Source organism: Thermoanaerobacterium butyriciformans (assembly GCF_017874545.1).
Taxonomy (GTDB): domain Bacteria; phylum Bacillota; class Thermoanaerobacteria; order Thermoanaerobacterales; family Thermoanaerobacteraceae; genus Thermoanaerobacterium; species Thermoanaerobacterium butyriciformans.
In genome coordinates, this window is sequence record NZ_JAGGLT010000003.1 from 46,931 (window position 1) to 67,207 (window position 20,277).

Below are 20,277 nucleotides of genomic sequence, written 5' to 3' on the forward strand. Positions count from 1 at the left end.
TGATTGTCCAGCTAGTATAATAAAATCACAGCGATGAGAGATAAGAACAAATGCAGATGGATGGAAGGAGAGATGTTTATGGATGCAATAGCAAAGAGTATGGAAATCATTGCAAACAGTGGTGAAGGTAAAAGCTTGGCAATGAAAGCAATCAAGCAAGCTCGTGCTGGCAAATATGAAGAAGCGGAGGCAGACTTAAAGCATGCAGATGAGGCGATTATAAAGGCACATCAGGCCCACAGCGAATTGCTGTTCTATGATGCTGAAAATCAGGATTTAAAAATTAATATGTTGTTGGTACATGCAGCAGATCATTTGACTGCAGCAGGTATTATAAAAGAATTGGCAGAAGAGATTATTTATTTGTATAAGACACGATAGTTAAGAAATCTATGTTATATTGGGTGGTGTGATATGTATAAAATTGCTTTGGTGTGTGAAAACGGTGCAAGTACTGGTATGGTAGTCAGAAAAATGAGAGAAGCCGCAAAAAAACGTGGGATAGAGGCAGAAATTCAAGCTTACCCATATACACAATTAGAAAATTTTATTGAAGAGGTAGATGCTATACTTTTAGGTCCACAGATTGCATACAAAAAGGACGTTATTGCAAAAACATTTTCAAAGTATGCGGATAAAATTGATGTTATAAAACCGATGGATTTCGGAATGATGAATGGCGAAAAAATTTTGGATGATGCTATTGCGATTATTAAAAAATGATTTTTTGCAGTACTTATAAGATTTGTTGAAATTTTATGACTGATTTCATGAAAATTTTTTTAAGTATATGATTGCTTACGATTTCAGTATTGACTATATGAAAATAAAGGTATGATGATGTATAGTTTTAGTCTATTGCCATTCATGAACATCTTTAAAATGGGAATTTCCATCCATATACAATTCTATCTTTTGTATATTATAAGTGCTTAATGACAGAGTGTCAAATCATATTAATTATAGTTTCAGCTTTGTTTACATCTATACTATGTGTAGCTGCTAATATTAGTTTAACTGTACACATAAATCATGACGATGATGCTGGAGACTAGAAGATAAAAAATATATTTTAGGGGGAAAAAAGATGGATAGATTTATAGACGTATTGCAAAAAAGGCTAATGCCTATAGCAAAAAAAATAAGCGACATTAAATTTTTAAGTGCACTAGGTGCTACATTTCAAATTTTATTGCCAGTTATTTTACTTGGTTCATTTGCTTGCTTAGGAGCATTTTTAAATATCCCAGCATGGCAAAGTTTTGTTAAAAATACAGGGTTAGCAACTATATTCATGACAATTCAATCTTTAACACTTAGTATTATTGCTTTGTATGTTGCTATTGTATTACCATATCAGTATGCAACGAAAGTAGGAATGAAACCTCTTTCCGTAACGATTATTAGTTTTATGACATTTTTGTTAATTACTCCACATAAACTATATACTGATATTCCTACCCAATGGTTAGGGTATCCAGGTTTATTTACTGCGATGCTTATAAGTGCCTTTACCGTAAGATTTACAAAATTGTTGCAAGATAAAAAAATTTATTTACGTATGCCAGAAGGCGTGCCACCTATAGTAGAAGAATCCTTTGCGAGTTTAGTGCCCGCATTGTTTTCTGCACTTTTGGCAGTGTTTATAGAAGCAGGATTAGCTAAGACAAGTTTTAGAAGCATTCATCAAGTGATTTATTCACTAATTCAAGTACCACTACAAGGAATTGGATTGTCATATCCAGCTTACCTTCTTGTCCAGATACTAAGTACCTTGTTTATGTTTTTTGGTATTCATGGCAATGCGGTTTTTAGCATCATTTCACCGTTGACATTAGCTGCATCTGCTGAGAACTTGAAGGCACTGTCATCTGGTTTACCTTTACCGAATATTATCACTGATTCATTTTCTGTATTATGTCAACCTGGAGGCATTGGGGGTACATTTGGTCTTGCATTTTTAATGGCGTTTACTGCAAAGAGTAAGAGATTAAAGACTCTTGGTAAAATGGCGATAATTCCTGCAATTTTTGGTATTAACGAACCATTGTTATTTGGAATACCAATTTTATTAAATCCATTATTATTCATTCCTTATATTTTGAATCCGATTATTTGTACAACAATTAGTTATCTTTCAATAGCACTTGGCATTACCCCGAGATTATCCGGTGTTATAGTAAACTGGACTATGCCGCAGATTGTTTCAGGTTTTCTTGCGCAAGGTGTGCCGACAGCAATTTTACAAATAGTATTGATTATTATAACAACTTTAATATGGATTCCGTTTTTTAAGATGGTAGATAGACAAATTATGTTGGAAGAAACAGAAGAAACATTAGTAAAATAAATTAAATTGTTTATAAGAGGGGCGATGAAGCCATCTCTTCTTTTTATCAGTACAACTCAATTATTAAGTAACTTTCATTTTGACAAGCAATTAAGACTAGTTAATGGGATGTGCTAAAAGTCTGTATTGACATTATTCTGGAAAGAATAGAGAAAACCACTGTAGATTTTGGCTATATGGACAAAATGACGTATGAAAAGGTAAATTATAGAGTTTTAATGGAATATTTATTGGTGATATAAAAAAGTAATCGTCTATATGCGAAAACTTAAATTTAGGAGGAATATTATGAAATATCCAAACTTATTCTCACCGATTAAGATCAATGATATGATGGTAAGAAATCGAATTGTGGCTACACCTATTGGACAGAAATTTTTTGACAAATCCTTAGGTGGACCGGGGATTGTTATCGCTGGTTCTGTCATTGCAGAACCTGGAAAGTCTTCGTTTGCTTCATCAGATGAACCTTATGCATTTTCAAAATATGAGGTTGAACAAACAAGACAAAGGATTTTGATTGCACGTCAGGCTGGTGCAAAAGCTTCTATTGAAATTGTACATGCAGGTCAATATGCTCGAGTAAAAGATTTTGCCAAAGGACCTTCCGGATTTATTAGAAATGATGGAGTAGAAGTAAAAGAAATGACAGAAGAAATGATGGAGGAAACACTTCGCTGGTACGAACAAACTGCATTTGACGCTAAAGATATAGGCTTTGATATGATTTTTATGCATTTTGGCCATGGCTGGCTACCAGCACAATTCCTTTCACCATTTTTTAACAAAAGAACAGATAAATATGGTGGAAGCCTTGAGAACAGAGCAAGATTTCCTCTAATGATTTTAGAAAGGGTTAGAAAAGCGGTAGGAGCAAATTTCCCTATTGATATGCGAATTTCAGCAACAGAATGGATCGAGGGTGGGATAGAATTTGAAGATGTGTTGGCTTTTATAAAGATGGCAGAACCATTAATTGATATGGTACAGATTTCGTGTGGGTTAGACATGGAGCGCGAGGCTAATGTTCATATGGTTACTACTAATTTTTCAGAACATGTGCCTAATGCAAAATATGCAAAAATCGTAAAAGAAAATGTTCATATTCCTGTTGCAGTCGTTGGGGCTATTATGAATCCAGACGAAGCTGAGCAGTTGATTTCAGATGGGGTTGCAGACATGGTTGCACTTGGACGTGCTTTGGTGGCAGACCCTGAATGGCCTAAAAAAGCGAGAGAAGGTAGACCTGAGGACATTGTCCCGTGTATAAGATGTTTACAATGTTATCATATATCTACAAACCACAGAAATGTAGGATGTTCTGTGAATCCAAGATACTCCAATGAATCATGGATACCGCGGAAATTAGAAAAGGCTGATATAAAGAAAAGAATTGTCGTAATAGGTGCTGGACCAGCAGGACTACAAGCTGCATTGGTGGCAGATAAAAGAGGTCATAAAGTAATTTTATTTGAAAAAAATAGTTTCTTAGGTGGCGAACTTCACTATGTTGCAATGGAATATTATAAGAGTGATATTAAAGCATTTTTAGATTATCTTAAAGTACAGCTTAAAAAGTCCAAAGTTGAAGTTCATCTAAATACAGAAGCTACGCCGGAACTTGTAAAAAAAATCATGCCAGATGCTGTTATAATAGCAGTGGGAGCGAATCCTGTTATACCACATATACCAGGAATTGGTAAGCAACATGTGATCAGTTTCTATGATGCCATTGAACATATGGATAAGATTGGGCAGAATGTTGTAATTATTGGTGGCGGCACAATTGGTGCAGAAATTGGACTGGAGCTTTCATTACTTCAGCAGAAAAATGTTACAATCATCGAGCTTGGAGGAGAAATAGCAGCACAGGGAAACATGCTTTATAAAATTGCACTTCGCCAAAAAATGCAACAGGCAAGCACATTAAATACAATGTTGAAGACTACATGCCAGGAAATCAAAGAAGATGTTGTAGTGGTTAAAACAAGTGATGGAGAAGAAAAATTCATTAAGGCAGATACTGTTATAATTGCCACCGGATTGAAACCAAATAAATCGGTAGCAGAAAGTTTTTATGGGATTGTACCAGAAACATTTATGATCGGAGATTGCATCAAACCAAGAAAAATAATGGAAGCTGTAATGGAAGGGTATACAATTGCCTCCAATTTATAAGTTTACGTTATAATATTAATTTAGGAGGGAAAGATTTATTAATGTATCACAAATTTATAAAACCATTTCCAAAAGACTTTTTATGGGGAGCATCCACATCAGCTTATCAAGTGGAAGGGGCATGGAATGAAGACGGAAAAGGACCTTCTGTCATTGATATGGGAAAGCATCCTGAAGGAACATCAGATTTTAAAGTAGCAAGCGATCATTATCATCGATACAAAGAAGATATAGCTTTATTTGCAGAAATGGGTCTTAAAGCTTATCGCTTTTCTATTGCATGGACAAGAATTTATCCGAAAGGCACAGGGGAAATAAATGAAAAAGGTATCGCATTCTATAACGATTTAATAAATGAATTGCTGTCACATAATATTGAACCTATTGTCACTATGTACCACTTTGATTTGCCTTACGCATTGCAAGAAAAGGGCGGTTGGTCAAATAGAGAAACGGTAGATGCTTATGAGAACTACGCTAAAACTTTATTTAAATATTTTGGCGATCGCGTGAAATATTGGTTAACAATTAATGAACAAAATATGATGATTTTATACGGAGCAGTTCTTGGAACTTTTGATTCTAAAATAGAAAATCCACAAAAAGAATTGTATCAGCAAAACCACCATATGCTTTTGGCCCAGGCAAAAGCGATGAAGCTATGCCATGAAATGTGTCCAAATGCAAAAATTGGTCCTGCGCCAAACATCATATCAATCTATCCGGCTAGCTCTAAGCCTGAAGATGTAATTGCTGCTTCAAACTTCTCGTCAATTCGCAACTGGCTGTATTTAGATGCAGCTGTATTTGGGCGATACAATAGTATAGCATGGAGTTACTTAGAAGAGAAAGGATATACACCGATAATTCAAGAAGGAGATATGGAAATCTTAAAAAATGGAAAGCCTGACTTTATCGCATTTAACTATTATTCAACATCAACTGTAGCTGAAAGCAAGAACGACTCTTCTAATAAAAATTCAACGGGAGATCAGCAGATTGCAATTGGAGAACCTGGAGTATACAGAGGAGTTTCTAATCCGTATTTAGAAAAAACACAATTTGGCTGGGAAATCGATCCGATAGGTTTTCGTAATACATTGCGGGAAATAAATGAAAGATATAATCTTCCGCTGCTGGTAACAGAGAATGGATTAGGTGCTTATGACAAATTAGAGGAAGGCGATGTAGTAAATGATGATTACAGGATTGATTTCTTACGTAAGCATATAGAACAAGCTAAGCTAGCGATTACTGATGGTGTAAATTTAATAGGGTATTGTCCTTGGTCGGCAATTGACCTTGTAAGCACACATCAAGGATTTAGCAAGCGTTATGGTTTTATCTATGTCAATAGAGACGAATTTGATTTAAAGGACTTAAGAAGGATAAAGAAGAAGAGCTTTTACTGGTACAAAGACGTTATAGAATCAAATGGAGAGAAGATATAAATTAATTTCTTAGGTTAATTAAAGAAAATAATTGATATTCCAATATAAAAAATGTTAGTGCTGAAGCTTTGCTTACGCGCTAACATTTTTCATATCATGATTTTGCCAGTGAGCTTATTCTATGTAATTTTGCCTGCTAGCATGGTAAATAATAGTGGGAGAATGAATTAAAGCTAATATTATTCTAAAAAATTATATAAAAAATTTATATAAAAATTTTACATAATTTACTTGATATATTTAGTAAATTATATTAAAATTATAATGAACTTTAAATAATATAAATTAATATAGATATGTCGAGGTGGTTAGAATTAATATATCAGATATAGCATCAATAGTTGGAGTATCTCCTGCAACGGTTTCAAACGCACTTAATGGTAAAAGCGGTGTAAGCGAAGAAACAAGACAGAAAATAATAAAAATTGCTAGAGAATATGGCTATTTTAAGGATAATATTTTCAATACTTTGCAAAAAACTATTAGATTTATTATGTATAAAAAGCATGGCTTTGTCGTTTGCGATACGCCTTTTTTCACTTCTCTTATAGAAGGCATAACAAAAGAATCTAAAGCACAAGGATATGAATTGTTAATATCGCATGTAAATTTTAATGAGAAAGATAATAAAGAATTAATAGAAACCATTGAAAAAGATTATTCTGAAGGCATATTAATTTTGGCGACTGAAATGACAAGTGAAGATTTACTGGTATTAAAAAATGTTAATGTTCCGATTGTAATGCTTGATAGTTATTTTAAAAATAGCGATTTTGATTCTGTTTTAATAAATAATGTAGATGCTGCGTATAAAGCTACAGAATATTTAATCATGAATGGACATACTAATATAGGATATCTTCATAGTTCGGTGCATATTAATAACTTTTATTATAGAAGAAGAGGATACTTAGAGGCTTTAACTGACTATGCTTTAAAAGCGGATAAAAAGTTTGAGGTTCCTTTAGAGCCAACAGCAGAAGGTTCATACCGTGATATGTCTCTTTATTTAAAACAAAAGAATGTAGCATTGCCTACAGCTTTTTTTGCCGATAATGATATCATTGCTCTAGGTGCAATGAGGGCGTTAAAAGAAAGCGGTATAAAAATACCAGAAGATATTTCTATTATAGGTTTTGATGATATGCCTTTTTGCGAAATTTCAAGCCCGAAGTTAACTACACTAAAAGTATTTAAGCAAGAAATGGGTAAAGCTGCTGTCAGGAGATTAGTTGATAAGATAAAAGAAAATGATAATAGTATACAAAAAATTGAAATAAATACACAATTAGTAATAAGAGAAAGCGTCTTAAAAATTAATTAAATATATTAAGTAATTATTAAATATATTTTTTAATTAACTTACTTAAACAAAGATTTATATGTAAAACAAATAAATCTTTACAAATATTTTAAATATGCGTATTGTAATGGCTCTATTATTTTAGTAGAAAAACAAATAGAGCTTTATTTTTTTATTTAAAATTTAATATTTGAACTAATTTGTATGATTAAAATATAAATATTAGCTATAAAAATGATAAAAAATTTTATATAAAACAGTTGAATTTTATATAAATATATATTATAATAAAAGTGAAAAAATTAATCTAAATTGATTAAAAAATTAAGTAAAGAATCTTTAAGCACATCTATATGCACACCTATTATGGTGAAGGAGGATTTTGGATGGAAGATAGAGTTAAAATGGGTTTTTTGCCAACAAGGCGAAATGTTTTTAGTAAGGAAGATGCACTCAAATATAAAAGCTTAATAAGAAATAAAATTGAAAATTATAATATTGATATTGTTGATATTGAAGATATCAACGATGAAGGATTATTATCAGATAATGGTGATGATATAAAAAAAGTAATTTATAAGTTCAAAAATGAAAACGTTGATGCGATTTTTGTTCCCCACTGCAATTTTGGCACGGAAGACGCTGTTGCCAAGGTTGCGAAAGAAATAAATAAACCAATGTTACTGTGGGGACCAAGGGATGAAGCACCACTTGATGATGGAATGCGTCTTAGAGATACTCAGTGTGGATTATTTGCAACTGGAAAGATACTGCGGAGATTCAATGTACCATTTTCTTATTTAGTAAATAGTTATTTGGATGATTTATCTTTTGATAGAGGATTTAAGAATTTTATTTCTGTAGCAAATGTTGTGAAGAAATTTAATAGCCTTAAAATATTGCAAATTTCAACAAGACCAGAAGGCTTTTGGACGATGATTTACAATGAGGGTGAATTATTAGAACGTTTTGGCATTCAAATTACCCCTATTACTTTAAAAGATGTTGAACAGAAGACTTTGTCTGTTGAGAAGGAAGATGGTACCGAATTAAAAACGACAATAGACTTTATAAAATCGAAATTTGATTGCACTGAAGTAAGTGATTCAGATGTTAAAAGGGTAGCAGCTTTTAAAGTTGCATTAAATAGATTAATAAAAGAAAAAGGTTGTTCTGCAGTTGCTATACAGTGTTGGACTGCATTACAGGTAAGTTTAGGAATCATGCCTTGTTTAGTAAATGGATTATTAACGGATGAAGGTATTCCTGTCACATGCGAAACGGATGTTCATGGAGCAATAAGTGCAGTCATAGCTCAGGCTGCATCAATGGATTCTGCAGTTCCGTTTTTTGCAGATCTTACAATAAGACATCCGGAAAATGAAAATGGAGAGCTGTTATTTCATTGTGGAAATTTCCCTCCATCTCTGTGTTCCAATGATGATAAACCTAAATTTAAACACCATTTCTTATTTGAATCACATGCACCTGGTACGGCTGAATTCGAAATCAAAGGTGGAGATATCTCCATAGTAAGATTTGATGGTGATCATGGAGAATATTCTTTGCTTTTAGGGAAAGCTAAAGGAATTAAAGGACCGTATACCAGAGGTACATACCTATGGGTTGAAGTAAATGATTGGCCAATGTGGGAAGAAAAATTAGTTAAGGGACCTTATGTTCATCACTGCGTAGGAATACATCATGACGTCATTCCAGTTTTATATGAAGCATGTAATTTTATTCCTGGTTTGAGGCCAGATCCTGTCGATCCATCTGAACAAGAAATTAAAGAATTTTTAAGAGGAAGATAATAATATAGTAGATAGTTTCGAAATTTTGTGAATTTATAAATTTAAAAACCGTCTAATACAAATAAAGAACGTCTGTAAAGATAAATTTCAAATTTATATTGTTTTACTTTTGAGGTGATATAATTGAATGATGTTTTAGATCTAAAGATAAAAGCTACACAAATTCGACTTGATTTAATTAATATGATTTATGAATCTAAATCTGGACATATTGGTGGTTCACTTTCGTCTGCAGATATACTTACAGTATTGTACTATAATGTAATGAATATAGATCCTAATAATCCAAATTGGGAAGAAAGAGATAGATTCATTTTAAGTAAGGGACATTCAGTAGAGGCGTATTATAGTGTTCTTGCCGATAAAGGATATTTTCCAAAGGAAGAATTAAAGACGTATTGCAAATTTGGCACAAGGCTTATTGGACATCCAAATAATAAAATACCGGGTATAGAAATGAACACGGGAGCACTTGGACATGGATTGTCTATAGCAGTTGGTATGGCGTTAGGTGCAAAAATGGATAATAAATCTTTCCGTGTGTTTACTCTTATGGGAGATGGAGAACTTGCTGAAGGTTCCAATTGGGAGGCTGCTATGGCTGCATCTCACTATAAATTAAATAATCTTATAGGAATTGTTGATAGGAATAAACTTCAAATTAGTGGAAATACAGAAGAAGTAATGTCTCTTGAACCACTGGAAGATAAATGGAAAAGCTTTGGTTGGGATGTATTAACTACTGATGGCAATGATATTGAAAAACTTATAGATACTTTTAATGCGGCTATAGCATCTGCTAATGATAAGCCTAAACTCATATTAGCTTATACAACAAAAGGCAAAGGAGTAAAATTTATAGAAAATAAAGCAAATTGGCACCACCGAGTTCCTACTGAAGAAGAATATAAAGCTGCAATTTCTGAGTTGCAAGAGCTAATGGAGGTATATTTGAATGAACAAAATATCAAATAAAGAAGTTATTAGTGATGTATTATCTAGAGTAGCAGGGGTTGATAAGGATATCATTGTATTAGCTAGTGATTCAAGAGGTTCTGCCTCTATGACTAGCTTTGCTGAGAAATATCCACAGCAATTTGTAGAAGTAGGAATTGCGGAGCAGAATTTGGTAGGTATAGCTGCAGGATTAGCATCAGTAGGTAAGAAACCATTTATAACTTCGCCTGCATGCTTTTTGACAATGAGAAGTATAGAGCAGGTAAAACTTGATGTAGCTTATTCCCAAATGAATGTAAAAATTGTAGGTATAAGTGGTGGAGTAAGTTATGGGGCATTAGGTATGTCACATCATTCTCTACAGGATATAGCTGTAATGAGAGCTATACCAGGTATTAGTATTATTATACCTGCTGATAGATATGAAACTGAGAAAATGATGTCAAGTTTATTAGATTATGAAGGACCTGTTTATGTAAGGGTAGGCAGAAACCCAGTAGAAGATGTTTACAGTGATTTAAATTATAATTATGAAATCGGGAAAGCAATTGTTATGAGACAGGGGAATGACATAACGATAATTGCAACAGGAGAAACAGTAAAAATAGCAGTTGATGCATCTGACAAATTAAAAGAAGAAGGTATAGGTTGTCGGGTTTTAAACATGCATACTATTAAACCTCTTGATGAAGAAGCTATTATAAAAGCAGCACATGAAACTGGTCGCATTATCACAATAGAGGAACATAGCATATTTGGTGGGTTAGGTGCTGCTGTAGCTGAAGTAGTAGTACAAAATAAACCAGTGCCAATGAAGATATTAGGCATACCAGATGAACCAGCCATAGCAGGAAATAGCAAACAAATTTTCGATTATTATGGTTTATCAGTATCAAATTTATACAATGTTTCAATGTCATTACTTAAATAGGAAGTGATACGTATGACTGATAGTTGTATTATTGCTATAGATCAAAGTACATCGGGGACAAAAGCTATGGTTGTCGATAAATATGGTAAAGTAATAGCGAGAAGTAATAAAGAACATAAACAGTATTATCCTAATCCTGGATGGGTAGAACAAGATCCGTTAGAAATATATAACAATGTAAAGATAGTAATAAGAGATGTAATAAATAAATTAAACTTACCATCGTCTTATATAAAAGCGATATCTATTACAAATCAAAGAGAGACAGTTGTTGTATGGGATAAAGAAACAGGAAAACCTATTTATAATGCTATAGTATGGCAGTGTAGAAGAACTTCTGATATGTGTATTTGGTTCAAAAAACAGGGTGTTGAAAAATTAATAAAAAGTAAAACAGGACTGCTTTTAAATCCGTATTTTTCAGCCACAAAAGTGAAATGGATATTAGATAATGTTGAAGGAGTTAGAGAAAAAGCAAATAGAGGTAAATTGCTGCTTGGTACAATAGATACTTGGCTTTTGTGGAATTTTACGAATGGAAAAGTACACTCAACTGATTATACAAATGCTAGTAGGACACTACTTTTTAATATAAAAACTCTTGAATGGGATGAAGAACTATTAAAAATATTTGATATACCTTTAAACATGTTGCCAAAAGTAATATCATCTAATGATGTATTTGGTTATACAAATTGCGATGGAATACTCAATGAGGAAGTACCGATAACAGGAATAATTGGTGACTCACAAGGAGCGCTTTTTGGTCAGAATTGCTTTGAAGCAGGTATGATAAAAGCTACATATGGCACTGGATCTTCAATCATGATGAATGTAGGCCAAAATTTCATAAATGCGGAAAGGGGGTTGGTAACATCTATTGCTTGGGGAATAAACAAAAACGTAGAGTACGTACTTGAAGGTATCATCAACAGTACTGGCGATACTCTTAAATGGTTAAAAGACAATTTAGGACTCTTTAAAGATTACAATGAACTAGAAAAATTAATTTCTAATTTAAAAAGTAATGAAGGCGTTTACCTAATTCCTGCTTTTTCAGGACTTGGAATTCCATATTGGAATATGGGTGCAAAAGCAGCTATAGTTGGCATGACCAGAGGCGTAAAAAAAGAACATATAGTTAGAGCTGCATTAGAATCGATAGCATATCAAATTAAAGATGCCATTGATATAATGGAAGAAGAATCGGGAATAGCCCCTAAAGAATTAAGAGTAGATGGAGGTGCAACAAGTAATAAATTTTTAATGCAATTTCAAGCAGATTTGCTGAATATTAATGTCGTTAAAACGGAAAATGAAGATTTATCTGCGTTAGGCTCAGCATATATGGCTGGACTTGGCATAAATTTATGGGGTAGTAAGGATGAAATTATAAAGCTAAGAGGAAATGAATATGTTTATTCACCCAATTTAAATGTAAAAGAAGAAATGGATAGGCTTTATAGCGGTTGGAAAAACGCCGTAAAAATGGTATTGACATGAGATTTTGTAAATCAATTTTACTGTTTAAAACTTGTTTTCATAAGGGAAACCCATGATTAAGCTTTATATAATTCGATTAAGTGTGGGTGTACCTTAGAAATATATGCGAAACAAAATAATTTGCGCTGTTTCGCAAATAATTTAAAATGATATAAGAAGGAGGAGATTAATTATGAAAAAGACAGTTAAGTATTTAGCAGTATTAATGGCTTTACTTATGGTTGTTGTCATTTTTTCAGGATGCGGAACACAGCAAAATCAGGGTAATTCTAATTCTTCATCAGCAAATACTCAGACATCAAATTCAACATCAACAAATACAACTAACAGCAAAAAATTGATAGTAATCATTACACCGTCACATGACAATCCATTTTTCAAAACTGAAGCTGATGTAGCAGAGGCAACAGCAAAACAACTTGGATATGATACGCTTGTACTTTCACATGATGATGATCCTACTAAACAGACACAAGAATTTGATACTGCTATTTCAAGAAAGGCAGCTGCAATTATTTGTGATAATGCAGGAGCTGATGCAACTGTAGCAGCAGTTAAGAAGGCAAAAGATGCTGGAATTCCTACTTTTTTGATTGACAGAGAAATAAATCAGACAGGTTTGGCTATATCACAAATAGTATCAAATAATTCACAAGGCGCAAAGTTAGTTGCACAGGAATTTGTTAAACTTATGGGAGAGAAAGGTAATTATGTTGAATTATTAGGCAAAGAATCTGATACAAATGCTGCTGTGAGATCAACTGGGTTCCATTCGGTACTTGATCAATACCCTGAACTTAAAATGGTGGCCCAACAAACTGCTAATTGGGATCAAAATGAAGCGTATACAAAAATGGAGTCAATTTTGCAGGCTCACAGCGACATAAAAGGAGTCATTTGTGGCAATGATACGATGGCAGTAGGGGCTTATGCAGCTCTTAAAGCAGCGGGTAAAAGTGATGTAATCGTTGTTGGTTTTGATGGTAGCAATGACGTCAGAGATTCTATTTTGTCTGATGGTATAAAAGCTACAGCAATGCAACCTGCTGCTAAAATTGCAGAGATGGCAGTGGAGCAAGCTGATCAATATATAAAAACGGGTAGTACAGGAAAACCTGAAAAGCAGCTTGTAGATTGTGTATTGATTACTAAAGATAATGCAAGTAAATTAAATAATTTTAGTCTTTCACAGTAATTATGATTTATATAAATTGTATAACTAATTGTTAATTATCAAAATAAAAACAAATAAATAAATTAAATAATAAAGCATGTGGATAACCAGAAATTCACGTTAATAAATCTTTGTAAGTAATTCTAAAAATAAAGATTTTATTTGTAGAAGTTTATCTAATAAAAAAGTTAAGGATGTTTTTCCTGGTTTTTCCACGTGCTTTATAGAGTTTATAAAAATTTATAATTAGTATGTAATATACAGATTTTAATCTTCTAATTGTTGAAATTAATTATAAGTTGTTATTTTGAAATATTAAAAACTTAGTTAATATTAAATAACTATATTATATGTAAATATTATGGAGGCTAAGTTATGAATAAGAAAATCAGTATTTTTGTGATGGTACTATTAAGTTTTACGATTTTTATGACAGGATGTAAGTTATTAACTGTTGTACCATTATCTAAAGACAATAATAGTACAACTGCAAATCGATTTAATAGAAGTAATTTTGATGCAAATGCTTATGTTAATAAAGTTTGGGACTCTAAAGCAATACCCTATTTTGAGGAAAAAGCTGTTGATCTTTCAGAATTACTTAAAAGTGTAAATGGTAGTTTTTCTGAGGCAGGAAAAAAATACGGCTTAACGAATGCTTCTTCTGTAGGCAGTTATGATTTTGTGGTCAAAGGGAAAGTCAAGGTAGTTAAAGTTAATGCTCAGTTAAGGGCTAGAACTTTGGAATGTGCATTACCTGGATACAATGGTAATATAAAAATCACTTTGCAAATAGGTCCTGTTTTTACGAGTTCTGCTATTAGGGACAGCCTTTCATTTGTAAAATTTGAAGATTTTCAGAATCAAGTTATTTTTGATTCTGTTTCTGATGCTTTTAATAAGCACGTTTATGATAATGTTATTAGTAAAATAGATGTAAACACATTAGTAGGTAAAAATCTGACATTTATAGGTGCGTTTACTGGCGATGATCCTTCGAATATTTCTATAATACCTGTAGAATTAAAGATTGATTAGCTAAAGGGGAATAAAAAATGGAAGAAAATCTTAATATTAAGGAAAGTAATAATGTATGTTTATTAGCTAAAAATATAGTCAAAATTTTTCCTGGTACAAAGGCTTTAGATAATGTTACTTTTAAAGTGTATAAAGGAAAAGTAAATGCACTAATAGGAGAGAATGGTGCTGGTAAATCAACACTTATGAAAATATTAGCAGGAATCGAACGTCCAACAGAAGGAAAGTTGTTTCTTGATAATAAAGAGATAGAATTAAGAAGCCCAATTGATGCTGAAAAAAATGGAATAGGAATGATTCATCAAGAAATAAATTTTTTTCCAGATTTAACTATAGAACAAAATATGTTTATGGGAGTTGAGGAGAAAAAAAATAGTATTTTGGTAAATAGAAAAACGCAAAAGGAAAAATGTAATAAGATTTTGGCTGAGCTTGGACATCCTTTTGATGTTGAAAAAAAGATGGGTGAGCTTAGTGTTGGTCAGCAACAAATTGTAGAAATAGCTCGACATTTGCTTCAACCTAATTTGAAAATTCTTATAATGGACGAGCCGACGTCTTCTTTAACTGTAGCTGAAGTTTCTATATTATTTAAATTAATAAATAGACTTAAAGAAAGAGGTATTTCAATAATTTATATTTCGCATCGTCTAGAGGAAATTATGGAAATCTCTGATTATATTACGGTTTTACGTGATGGGGAAAAAGTTGCAGAAGATTTAACGAAAAATGTAAATATTTCATGGATTATTAGCAATATGGTTGGTTCAGAAAAGCAATATAAGAAGAGGGAGAAAAATTTTGATATTAAGACTGAAAATATTTTAGAAGTTGAAAATCTCTCACTTAAGAAAAACAATAATAATTTCGTTTTGAAAGATATATCGTTAAAATTAAAAAGAGGTGAAATACTTGGCATTTATGGACTGTTAGGTTCTGGAAGAACAGAGCTTTTAGAATGTATAATGGGGGTGAATACTAAATTTACAGGTAGTATAAAGTTAGAAGGAAAATTTATAAAAATTAAAAATATCGCACAGCAAATAAAAAATGGCTTTGCAATGGTTCCTGAAGACAGACAAAAAGATGGTTTAATTCAGACGTTGAATATAGCAAAAAATATATCATTATCTAGTCTAAATAGATTTTCAAAATTTGGAATTTTGAGGAATAAAGAAGAAGATTTGAATATTGATAAAATGATAAATAGTCTAAGAATAAAATTGGCAGATAAAAGTTTACCAATATTATCTTTATCAGGTGGTAATCAGCAAAAAGTCATAATAGGTAAAGACTTACTAACAATGCCAAAAGTATTGCTACTAGATGAGCCTACTAGAGGTATTGATGTAGCTGCAAAGAGTGACGTCTATGAAATTATAGATAACCTTGCTAAGGAAGGCATATCAATTATTGTTGTCTCTTCAGAATTAGAAGAAATTTTAAATATTTCAGATCGAGTAGTAGTGTTTTCAAATGGCAGATTAACTGGTGAATTTGTTGGAAATGAGATTACAAAAGAAGCACTTGTGGAGGCTTCGTATAAAGGTTTAGTTAATGTTAATTAATTATATGCAAAGGAGTATGGGAAATATGGAAAAGATTGCTAATCCTAAACAAAAAGAAAAAAAGAAGAACAGTTTGTCAATTGGGATGTTATTACTTAAAGTTCGAACATTTGTAGTATTAGCTATTCTTTTAATAGTATTCAGTTTTATTGCACCGAATTTTACAAATAAAGAGAGCATAATTCTTATTATTAAGCATGTTGCATTGTATGGTTTGTTGGGCATAGGAATGACATTGGTAATTATTACTGGAGGTATTGATCTTTCTGTTGGTTCTATAGTTGGCCTTTCTGCGATGATTTCAGGTGGGCTTATATATGAGGGTTTAGCATTACCTATTTTTGGTGTTAAAATATATTTTAATGTTCCGATAATTATAATACTGACATTGATTAGTGGTGTAATAATTGGGCTGATAAATGGTATTGTCATAACAAAATTTAAAGTTACACCTTTTATCACTACTCTTGGCATGCTTTATATTGCAAGAGGTCTTGCTCTTTTGAGATCTAACGGTGCTACTTTTCCTGATCTTACTGGAAAAGCTGAGCTTGGAAATACCGGGTTTCAATTTCTCGGTCAAGGTACGATATTGGGAATTCCAGTAGCAATATGGATTTTTGCTATAATTAGTTTAATTGCAGCATTTTTATTAAAGAAGACACCATTAGGTTGGCATATATATGCAACAGGAGGAAATGAAAATGCTGCAAAATTATCTGGTATTTTGACTGATAGAGTGAAATTATTTGTTTATGCATTTTCTGGGCTATGTGCTGCGTTTGTTGGATTAATTGCGGCATCGCAGCTTACTGCAGCTCAACCTGCTACAGGTGAGTCGTGGGAATTAAGTGCAATTGCTGCATCAGTACTTGGCGGCACATCTATGATGGGTGGAGTTGGTACAATTGGAGGTGCAGTTATTGGTGCTTTAATTATTGGTGTTATAAATGATGGTATGGTAATGAGTGGTGTTTCTGAATTTTGGCAACAAGTAATAAGAGGTTCGGTTATTATCATAGCGGTAATTGTGGATCAGGTGCAAAGAAATATGGAAGCTAAGATGGCACTTGAGCAAAAAAATGCATAATATGCAATCAAGAATTGATAAGCTTTGGATAGACTTTCAAATATTTGTGGTTGGATTTAAATAAAAATGTTAGATTATGAGATGCGGGTTTTAATTTAATTAAAATAAAGTGAGACATAAGCTTATTTATTGTATTGCTAATAATTTTATAGCAATCAATAAAAAGCAATGTCTCATTATATATTGTAATCTGCTGTATCAATATATTAATAATTATTTTTGTAAGCAAATTCTGAAGAAAAACTAAGCTAAAAACGCAAAGTTAAAAATAAGTTTTCTTAATAACTATAGAATAGATTTCATGTGGAGATGAATCAATATTATGAATAATATTTTGGTTGTAGGAAGTATTAATATGGACATTGTTGCTAGAGTCGAGCATATACCCCAAATTGGTGAAACTGTCATTGCAAGAGAAGTAAAGTACTTTTATGGAGGTAAAGGTGCGAATCAAGCAGTTTCTATAGCAAAGCTTAAAGGAAATGTAATTATGATAGGAAGGGTAGGAAATGATGGATATGGTAAGGACATAATAGAAAATTTAAAAAGACATAATGTAAAAATAGATGGAATCGAAGTAGATAATCAAAAAGAAACGGGTACTGCTTTTATATATGTAAGTGATAAAGGTGAAAATAATATTGTTGTAAATCAAGGTGCTAATAAAAATTTAGATGTAGAACAGATAAAAAGACATGTTTCATTATTTGAAAATGTAAAATTTTGCATACTACAATTGGAAATCCCAATTGAGACAATTAAATATGTTGTTGAAATTTGTAACAAAAGAAACATAAAAATAATATTGAATCCTGCACCGGCAAGAGTAATTCCTGATGAAATATTAAATAAAATATATATATTGACTCCTAATAAAACTGAATTGTCAATTTTAACAAATAGAACTATTAAAACACATGAAGATATTGAAAATGCTTCTGATATATTGATAGATAAAGGAGTAGAAAATGTAATAACAACTTTAGGAGATGAGGGATGTTATTTAAAGAATAGAGTTGAATCTTTTTATTTCCCCGCAGTTAAAGTAAAGACTGTAGATACAACAGGGGCTGGTGATTCTTTTAATGGGGCATTGTCTGTAGCTTTATGCGACGGAATTAACATAAAAAAAGCTGTAGAATTTGCAACTTATGTATCAGCATTAACTGTTACGAAAGAAGGAGCACAAAGTTCTTTTCCTGACAAAATGGAAGTTAATAAATTTATTAATGTTAGGAGAAAATACGATGAAAAAAACAAAATTGTTGAATAATGAAATATCAAAGGTTGTTGCAGAATGTGGACATCGAGATTTATTAGTTATATCAGATAGTGGTTTGCCAATACCAGTTGGAATAAAAAGAATAGATATTGCTTTAATGCCAGGCATTCCAAGTTTAATAGAAACGCTAGAAGCTGTCCTAACGGAACTTGGTATTGAAAAGGCGTATATTGCCAGAGAAATGATAGAAAGAAATAACGAATTATATAGTGATATTTTACATGTTTTAGAAGGATACAAAATAGAGATTGTAGAGCATGAAATGTTGAAAAAAATGACGAAAGAATCGAAAGCAGTCATTAGAACTGGAGAATTTACACCTTATGCAAATATAATACTGCAATCTGGAGTTGAATTTTGATCAACAAGATTTCAAGTGTTCACTTTAAATTATGGAGCATGTGGTAATAATGTTTAGGATTGAAGAATCTGAGACGTATAAGATGATAATCGAAAAAGGTATGCAAAAAGGTATTGAGAAGGGAATCGAAAAAGGTATAGAAAAAGGGGCACAACAAGAAAAAATTGCAATAGCAAGAAAATTATTAAAAGAAGGTATGGACATTGATAAAGTAGCGGACATCACTGAGCTTAACAAAGATGAGGTAAAAAAATTAATTCAGCACTAAAAAAGTTAATAAGTTGTGGCATACAAAGGTGGTTTTTAAAGCCACCTTATTTTTGTGCAAAAAATCGATGTTTTTATCATGTTTTTATTTATTTCATATTGTGTTATTTGACAATATGTTGTTTATTGTTGACTTTTAGTATATAATTTAATTAAAATTTAAGAAAACTGGAGGAAAGTGTATGCTTGCGATAGAACGAAGGAAGAGGATAATGAGGCTTATACAAGAAAACCAAAGCGTCTTAGTGCCGGAGTTAAGCAAATTGTTTAATGTGACAGAAGAAACCATAAGAAGGGACTTGGAGAAACTTGAAGCAGAGGGGCTTTTAAAGAGGACTTATGGCGGTGCTGTTATAAATGAAAATTCAAGCGCCGATATTCCGCTAAATATTCGAGAAATTACAAATATAGAAAGCAAACAAGCGATAAGCATGAAAGTTGCTGAATACATTGAAGACGGTGATACGCTTTTGCTTGATTCAAGCTCTACAGTACTTCAGGTAGCAAAGCAAATAAAATTTAAGAAGAAGCTTACTGTCATAACAAATTCAGAAAAGATAATATTGGAATTGGCAAATGCTAAAGATTGCAAAGTCATCTCAACAGGAGGAGTATTAAAACAGAATTCCATGTCGTTGATCGGAAATTTCGCGGAAGATATGATTAAAAATTTCTGTGTAGATAAAGCCATAATATCATCAAAGGGATTTGATATGACAAATGGCATAACAGAATCAAATGAAATGGAAGCCGAAATCAAAAAAGCCATGGCCAACTCGGCAGAAAAGGTATTTTTGCTTCTTGATCACAATAAGTTCGACAAGTCATCGTTTGTCAAGATGTTTGACTTAGATAAAATTGATTATCTATTTACCGATAGAAAGTTGTCTTTGGAATGGGAAGAATTCCTGAAAAAACACAATATTGATTTAATATATTGTTAGTTATATCTCACATTTTGTGAGATGTTTTTTTATATTTAGAAAAATATTATTTTAATTTATGGCAAA

General features: G+C 32.1%; 17 protein-coding genes and 1 pseudogene. All 18 read left to right on the forward strand.

The annotated features are described in order from the left end of the window. The first annotated feature begins 33 nt into the window (after positions 1-33). The 18 genes and pseudogenes from J2Z80_RS02145 to J2Z80_RS02230 all read left to right on the forward strand — a co-directional run bounded on the left by J2Z80_RS02145 (position 34) and on the right by J2Z80_RS02230 (position 20,211). Positions 34-381 carry a PTS sugar transporter subunit IIA gene (locus J2Z80_RS02145; protein WP_245301092.1) on the forward strand — a complete coding sequence of 116 codons (348 nt, stop codon included), beginning with the start codon at positions 34-36 and terminating at the stop codon, positions 379-381. Between the two features lie 33 nt (positions 382-414). Next, positions 415-723, forward strand: a complete 309-nt coding sequence (locus J2Z80_RS02150; RefSeq protein ID WP_209452912.1) for a PTS sugar transporter subunit IIB — start codon at positions 415-417, stop codon at positions 721-723. Positions 724-1,087: 364 nt separating this feature from the next. Then, on the forward strand, positions 1,088-2,350 hold the full coding sequence (locus J2Z80_RS02155; RefSeq protein ID WP_209452913.1) for a PTS sugar transporter subunit IIC: 1,263 nt from the start codon (positions 1,088-1,090) through the stop codon (positions 2,348-2,350). A gap of 288 nt (positions 2,351-2,638) precedes the next feature. Next, complete coding sequence (locus J2Z80_RS02160; protein ID WP_209452914.1) at positions 2,639-4,528, forward strand: oxidoreductase; 1,890 nt, start codon at positions 2,639-2,641, stop codon at positions 4,526-4,528. A 41-nt stretch (positions 4,529-4,569) separates the two neighbouring features. Then, complete coding sequence (locus J2Z80_RS02165; RefSeq protein WP_209452915.1) at positions 4,570-5,979, forward strand: glycoside hydrolase family 1 protein; 1,410 nt, start codon at positions 4,570-4,572, stop codon at positions 5,977-5,979. Positions 5,980-6,283: 304 nt separating this feature from the next. Next, positions 6,284-7,303: a LacI family DNA-binding transcriptional regulator gene (locus J2Z80_RS02170; RefSeq protein ID WP_349292568.1), complete on the forward strand. Its 1,020-nt coding sequence runs from the start codon at positions 6,284-6,286 to the stop codon at positions 7,301-7,303. Between the two features lie 365 nt (positions 7,304-7,668). Then, positions 7,669-9,096, forward strand: a complete 1,428-nt coding sequence (locus tag J2Z80_RS02175; RefSeq protein ID WP_209452916.1) for an L-fucose/L-arabinose isomerase family protein — start codon at positions 7,669-7,671, stop codon at positions 9,094-9,096. Between the two features lie 123 nt (positions 9,097-9,219). After that, a complete protein-coding gene (locus J2Z80_RS02180; RefSeq protein WP_209452917.1) occupies positions 9,220-10,071 on the forward strand; it encodes a transketolase in 852 nt (283 codons plus the stop codon). After that, entirely contained in the window at positions 10,052-10,984 is a 933-nt protein-coding gene (locus J2Z80_RS02185) for a transketolase family protein (protein ID WP_209452918.1), read from the forward strand. Before J2Z80_RS02180 ends, J2Z80_RS02185 begins: the two co-directional genes overlap by 20 nt. A 12-nt stretch (positions 10,985-10,996) precedes the next feature. Continuing rightward, positions 10,997-12,487, forward strand: a complete 1,491-nt coding sequence (glpK, locus tag J2Z80_RS02190) for a glycerol kinase GlpK (RefSeq protein ID WP_209452919.1) — start codon at positions 10,997-10,999, stop codon at positions 12,485-12,487. A 172-nt stretch (positions 12,488-12,659) separates the two neighbouring features. Then, complete coding sequence (locus tag J2Z80_RS02195) at positions 12,660-13,682, forward strand: D-ribose ABC transporter substrate-binding protein (protein ID WP_245301093.1); 1,023 nt, start codon at positions 12,660-12,662, stop codon at positions 13,680-13,682. A gap of 354 nt (positions 13,683-14,036) precedes the next feature. Then, positions 14,037-14,699, forward strand: coding sequence for a DUF2291 family protein (locus J2Z80_RS02200; RefSeq protein ID WP_209452920.1), 663 nt, complete (start codon positions 14,037-14,039; stop codon positions 14,697-14,699). 17 nt (positions 14,700-14,716) lie between these two features. Further along, a complete protein-coding gene (locus tag J2Z80_RS02205) occupies positions 14,717-16,267 on the forward strand; it encodes a sugar ABC transporter ATP-binding protein (RefSeq protein ID WP_209452921.1) in 1,551 nt (516 codons plus the stop codon). 25 nt (positions 16,268-16,292) lie between these two features. Next, positions 16,293-17,357 (forward strand): ABC transporter permease, encoded by a 1,065-nt coding sequence (locus tag J2Z80_RS02210; RefSeq protein ID WP_209452922.1) that lies wholly within the window; start codon positions 16,293-16,295, stop codon positions 17,355-17,357. A 322-nt stretch (positions 17,358-17,679) separates the two neighbouring features. Next, positions 17,680-18,630 carry a ribokinase gene (gene rbsK / locus J2Z80_RS02215; protein WP_209452923.1) on the forward strand — a complete coding sequence of 317 codons (951 nt, stop codon included), beginning with the start codon at positions 17,680-17,682 and terminating at the stop codon, positions 18,628-18,630. Further along, positions 18,620-19,000, forward strand: coding sequence for a D-ribose pyranase (rbsD, locus tag J2Z80_RS02220; protein WP_245301094.1), 381 nt, complete (start codon positions 18,620-18,622; stop codon positions 18,998-19,000). The genes rbsK and rbsD overlap by 11 nt, the downstream gene beginning before the upstream one ends. Before the next feature lie 40 nt (positions 19,001-19,040). Next, positions 19,041-19,268 (forward strand): annotated as a pseudogene (locus J2Z80_RS02225) (Rpn/YhgA-type helix-turn-helix domain-containing protein); the annotation flags it as partial. Positions 19,269-19,449: 181 nt separating this feature from the next. Further along, positions 19,450-20,211 (forward strand): DeoR/GlpR family DNA-binding transcription regulator, encoded by a 762-nt coding sequence (locus tag J2Z80_RS02230; protein WP_013788843.1) that lies wholly within the window; start codon positions 19,450-19,452, stop codon positions 20,209-20,211. Positions 20,212-20,277 lie beyond the last annotated feature (66 nt).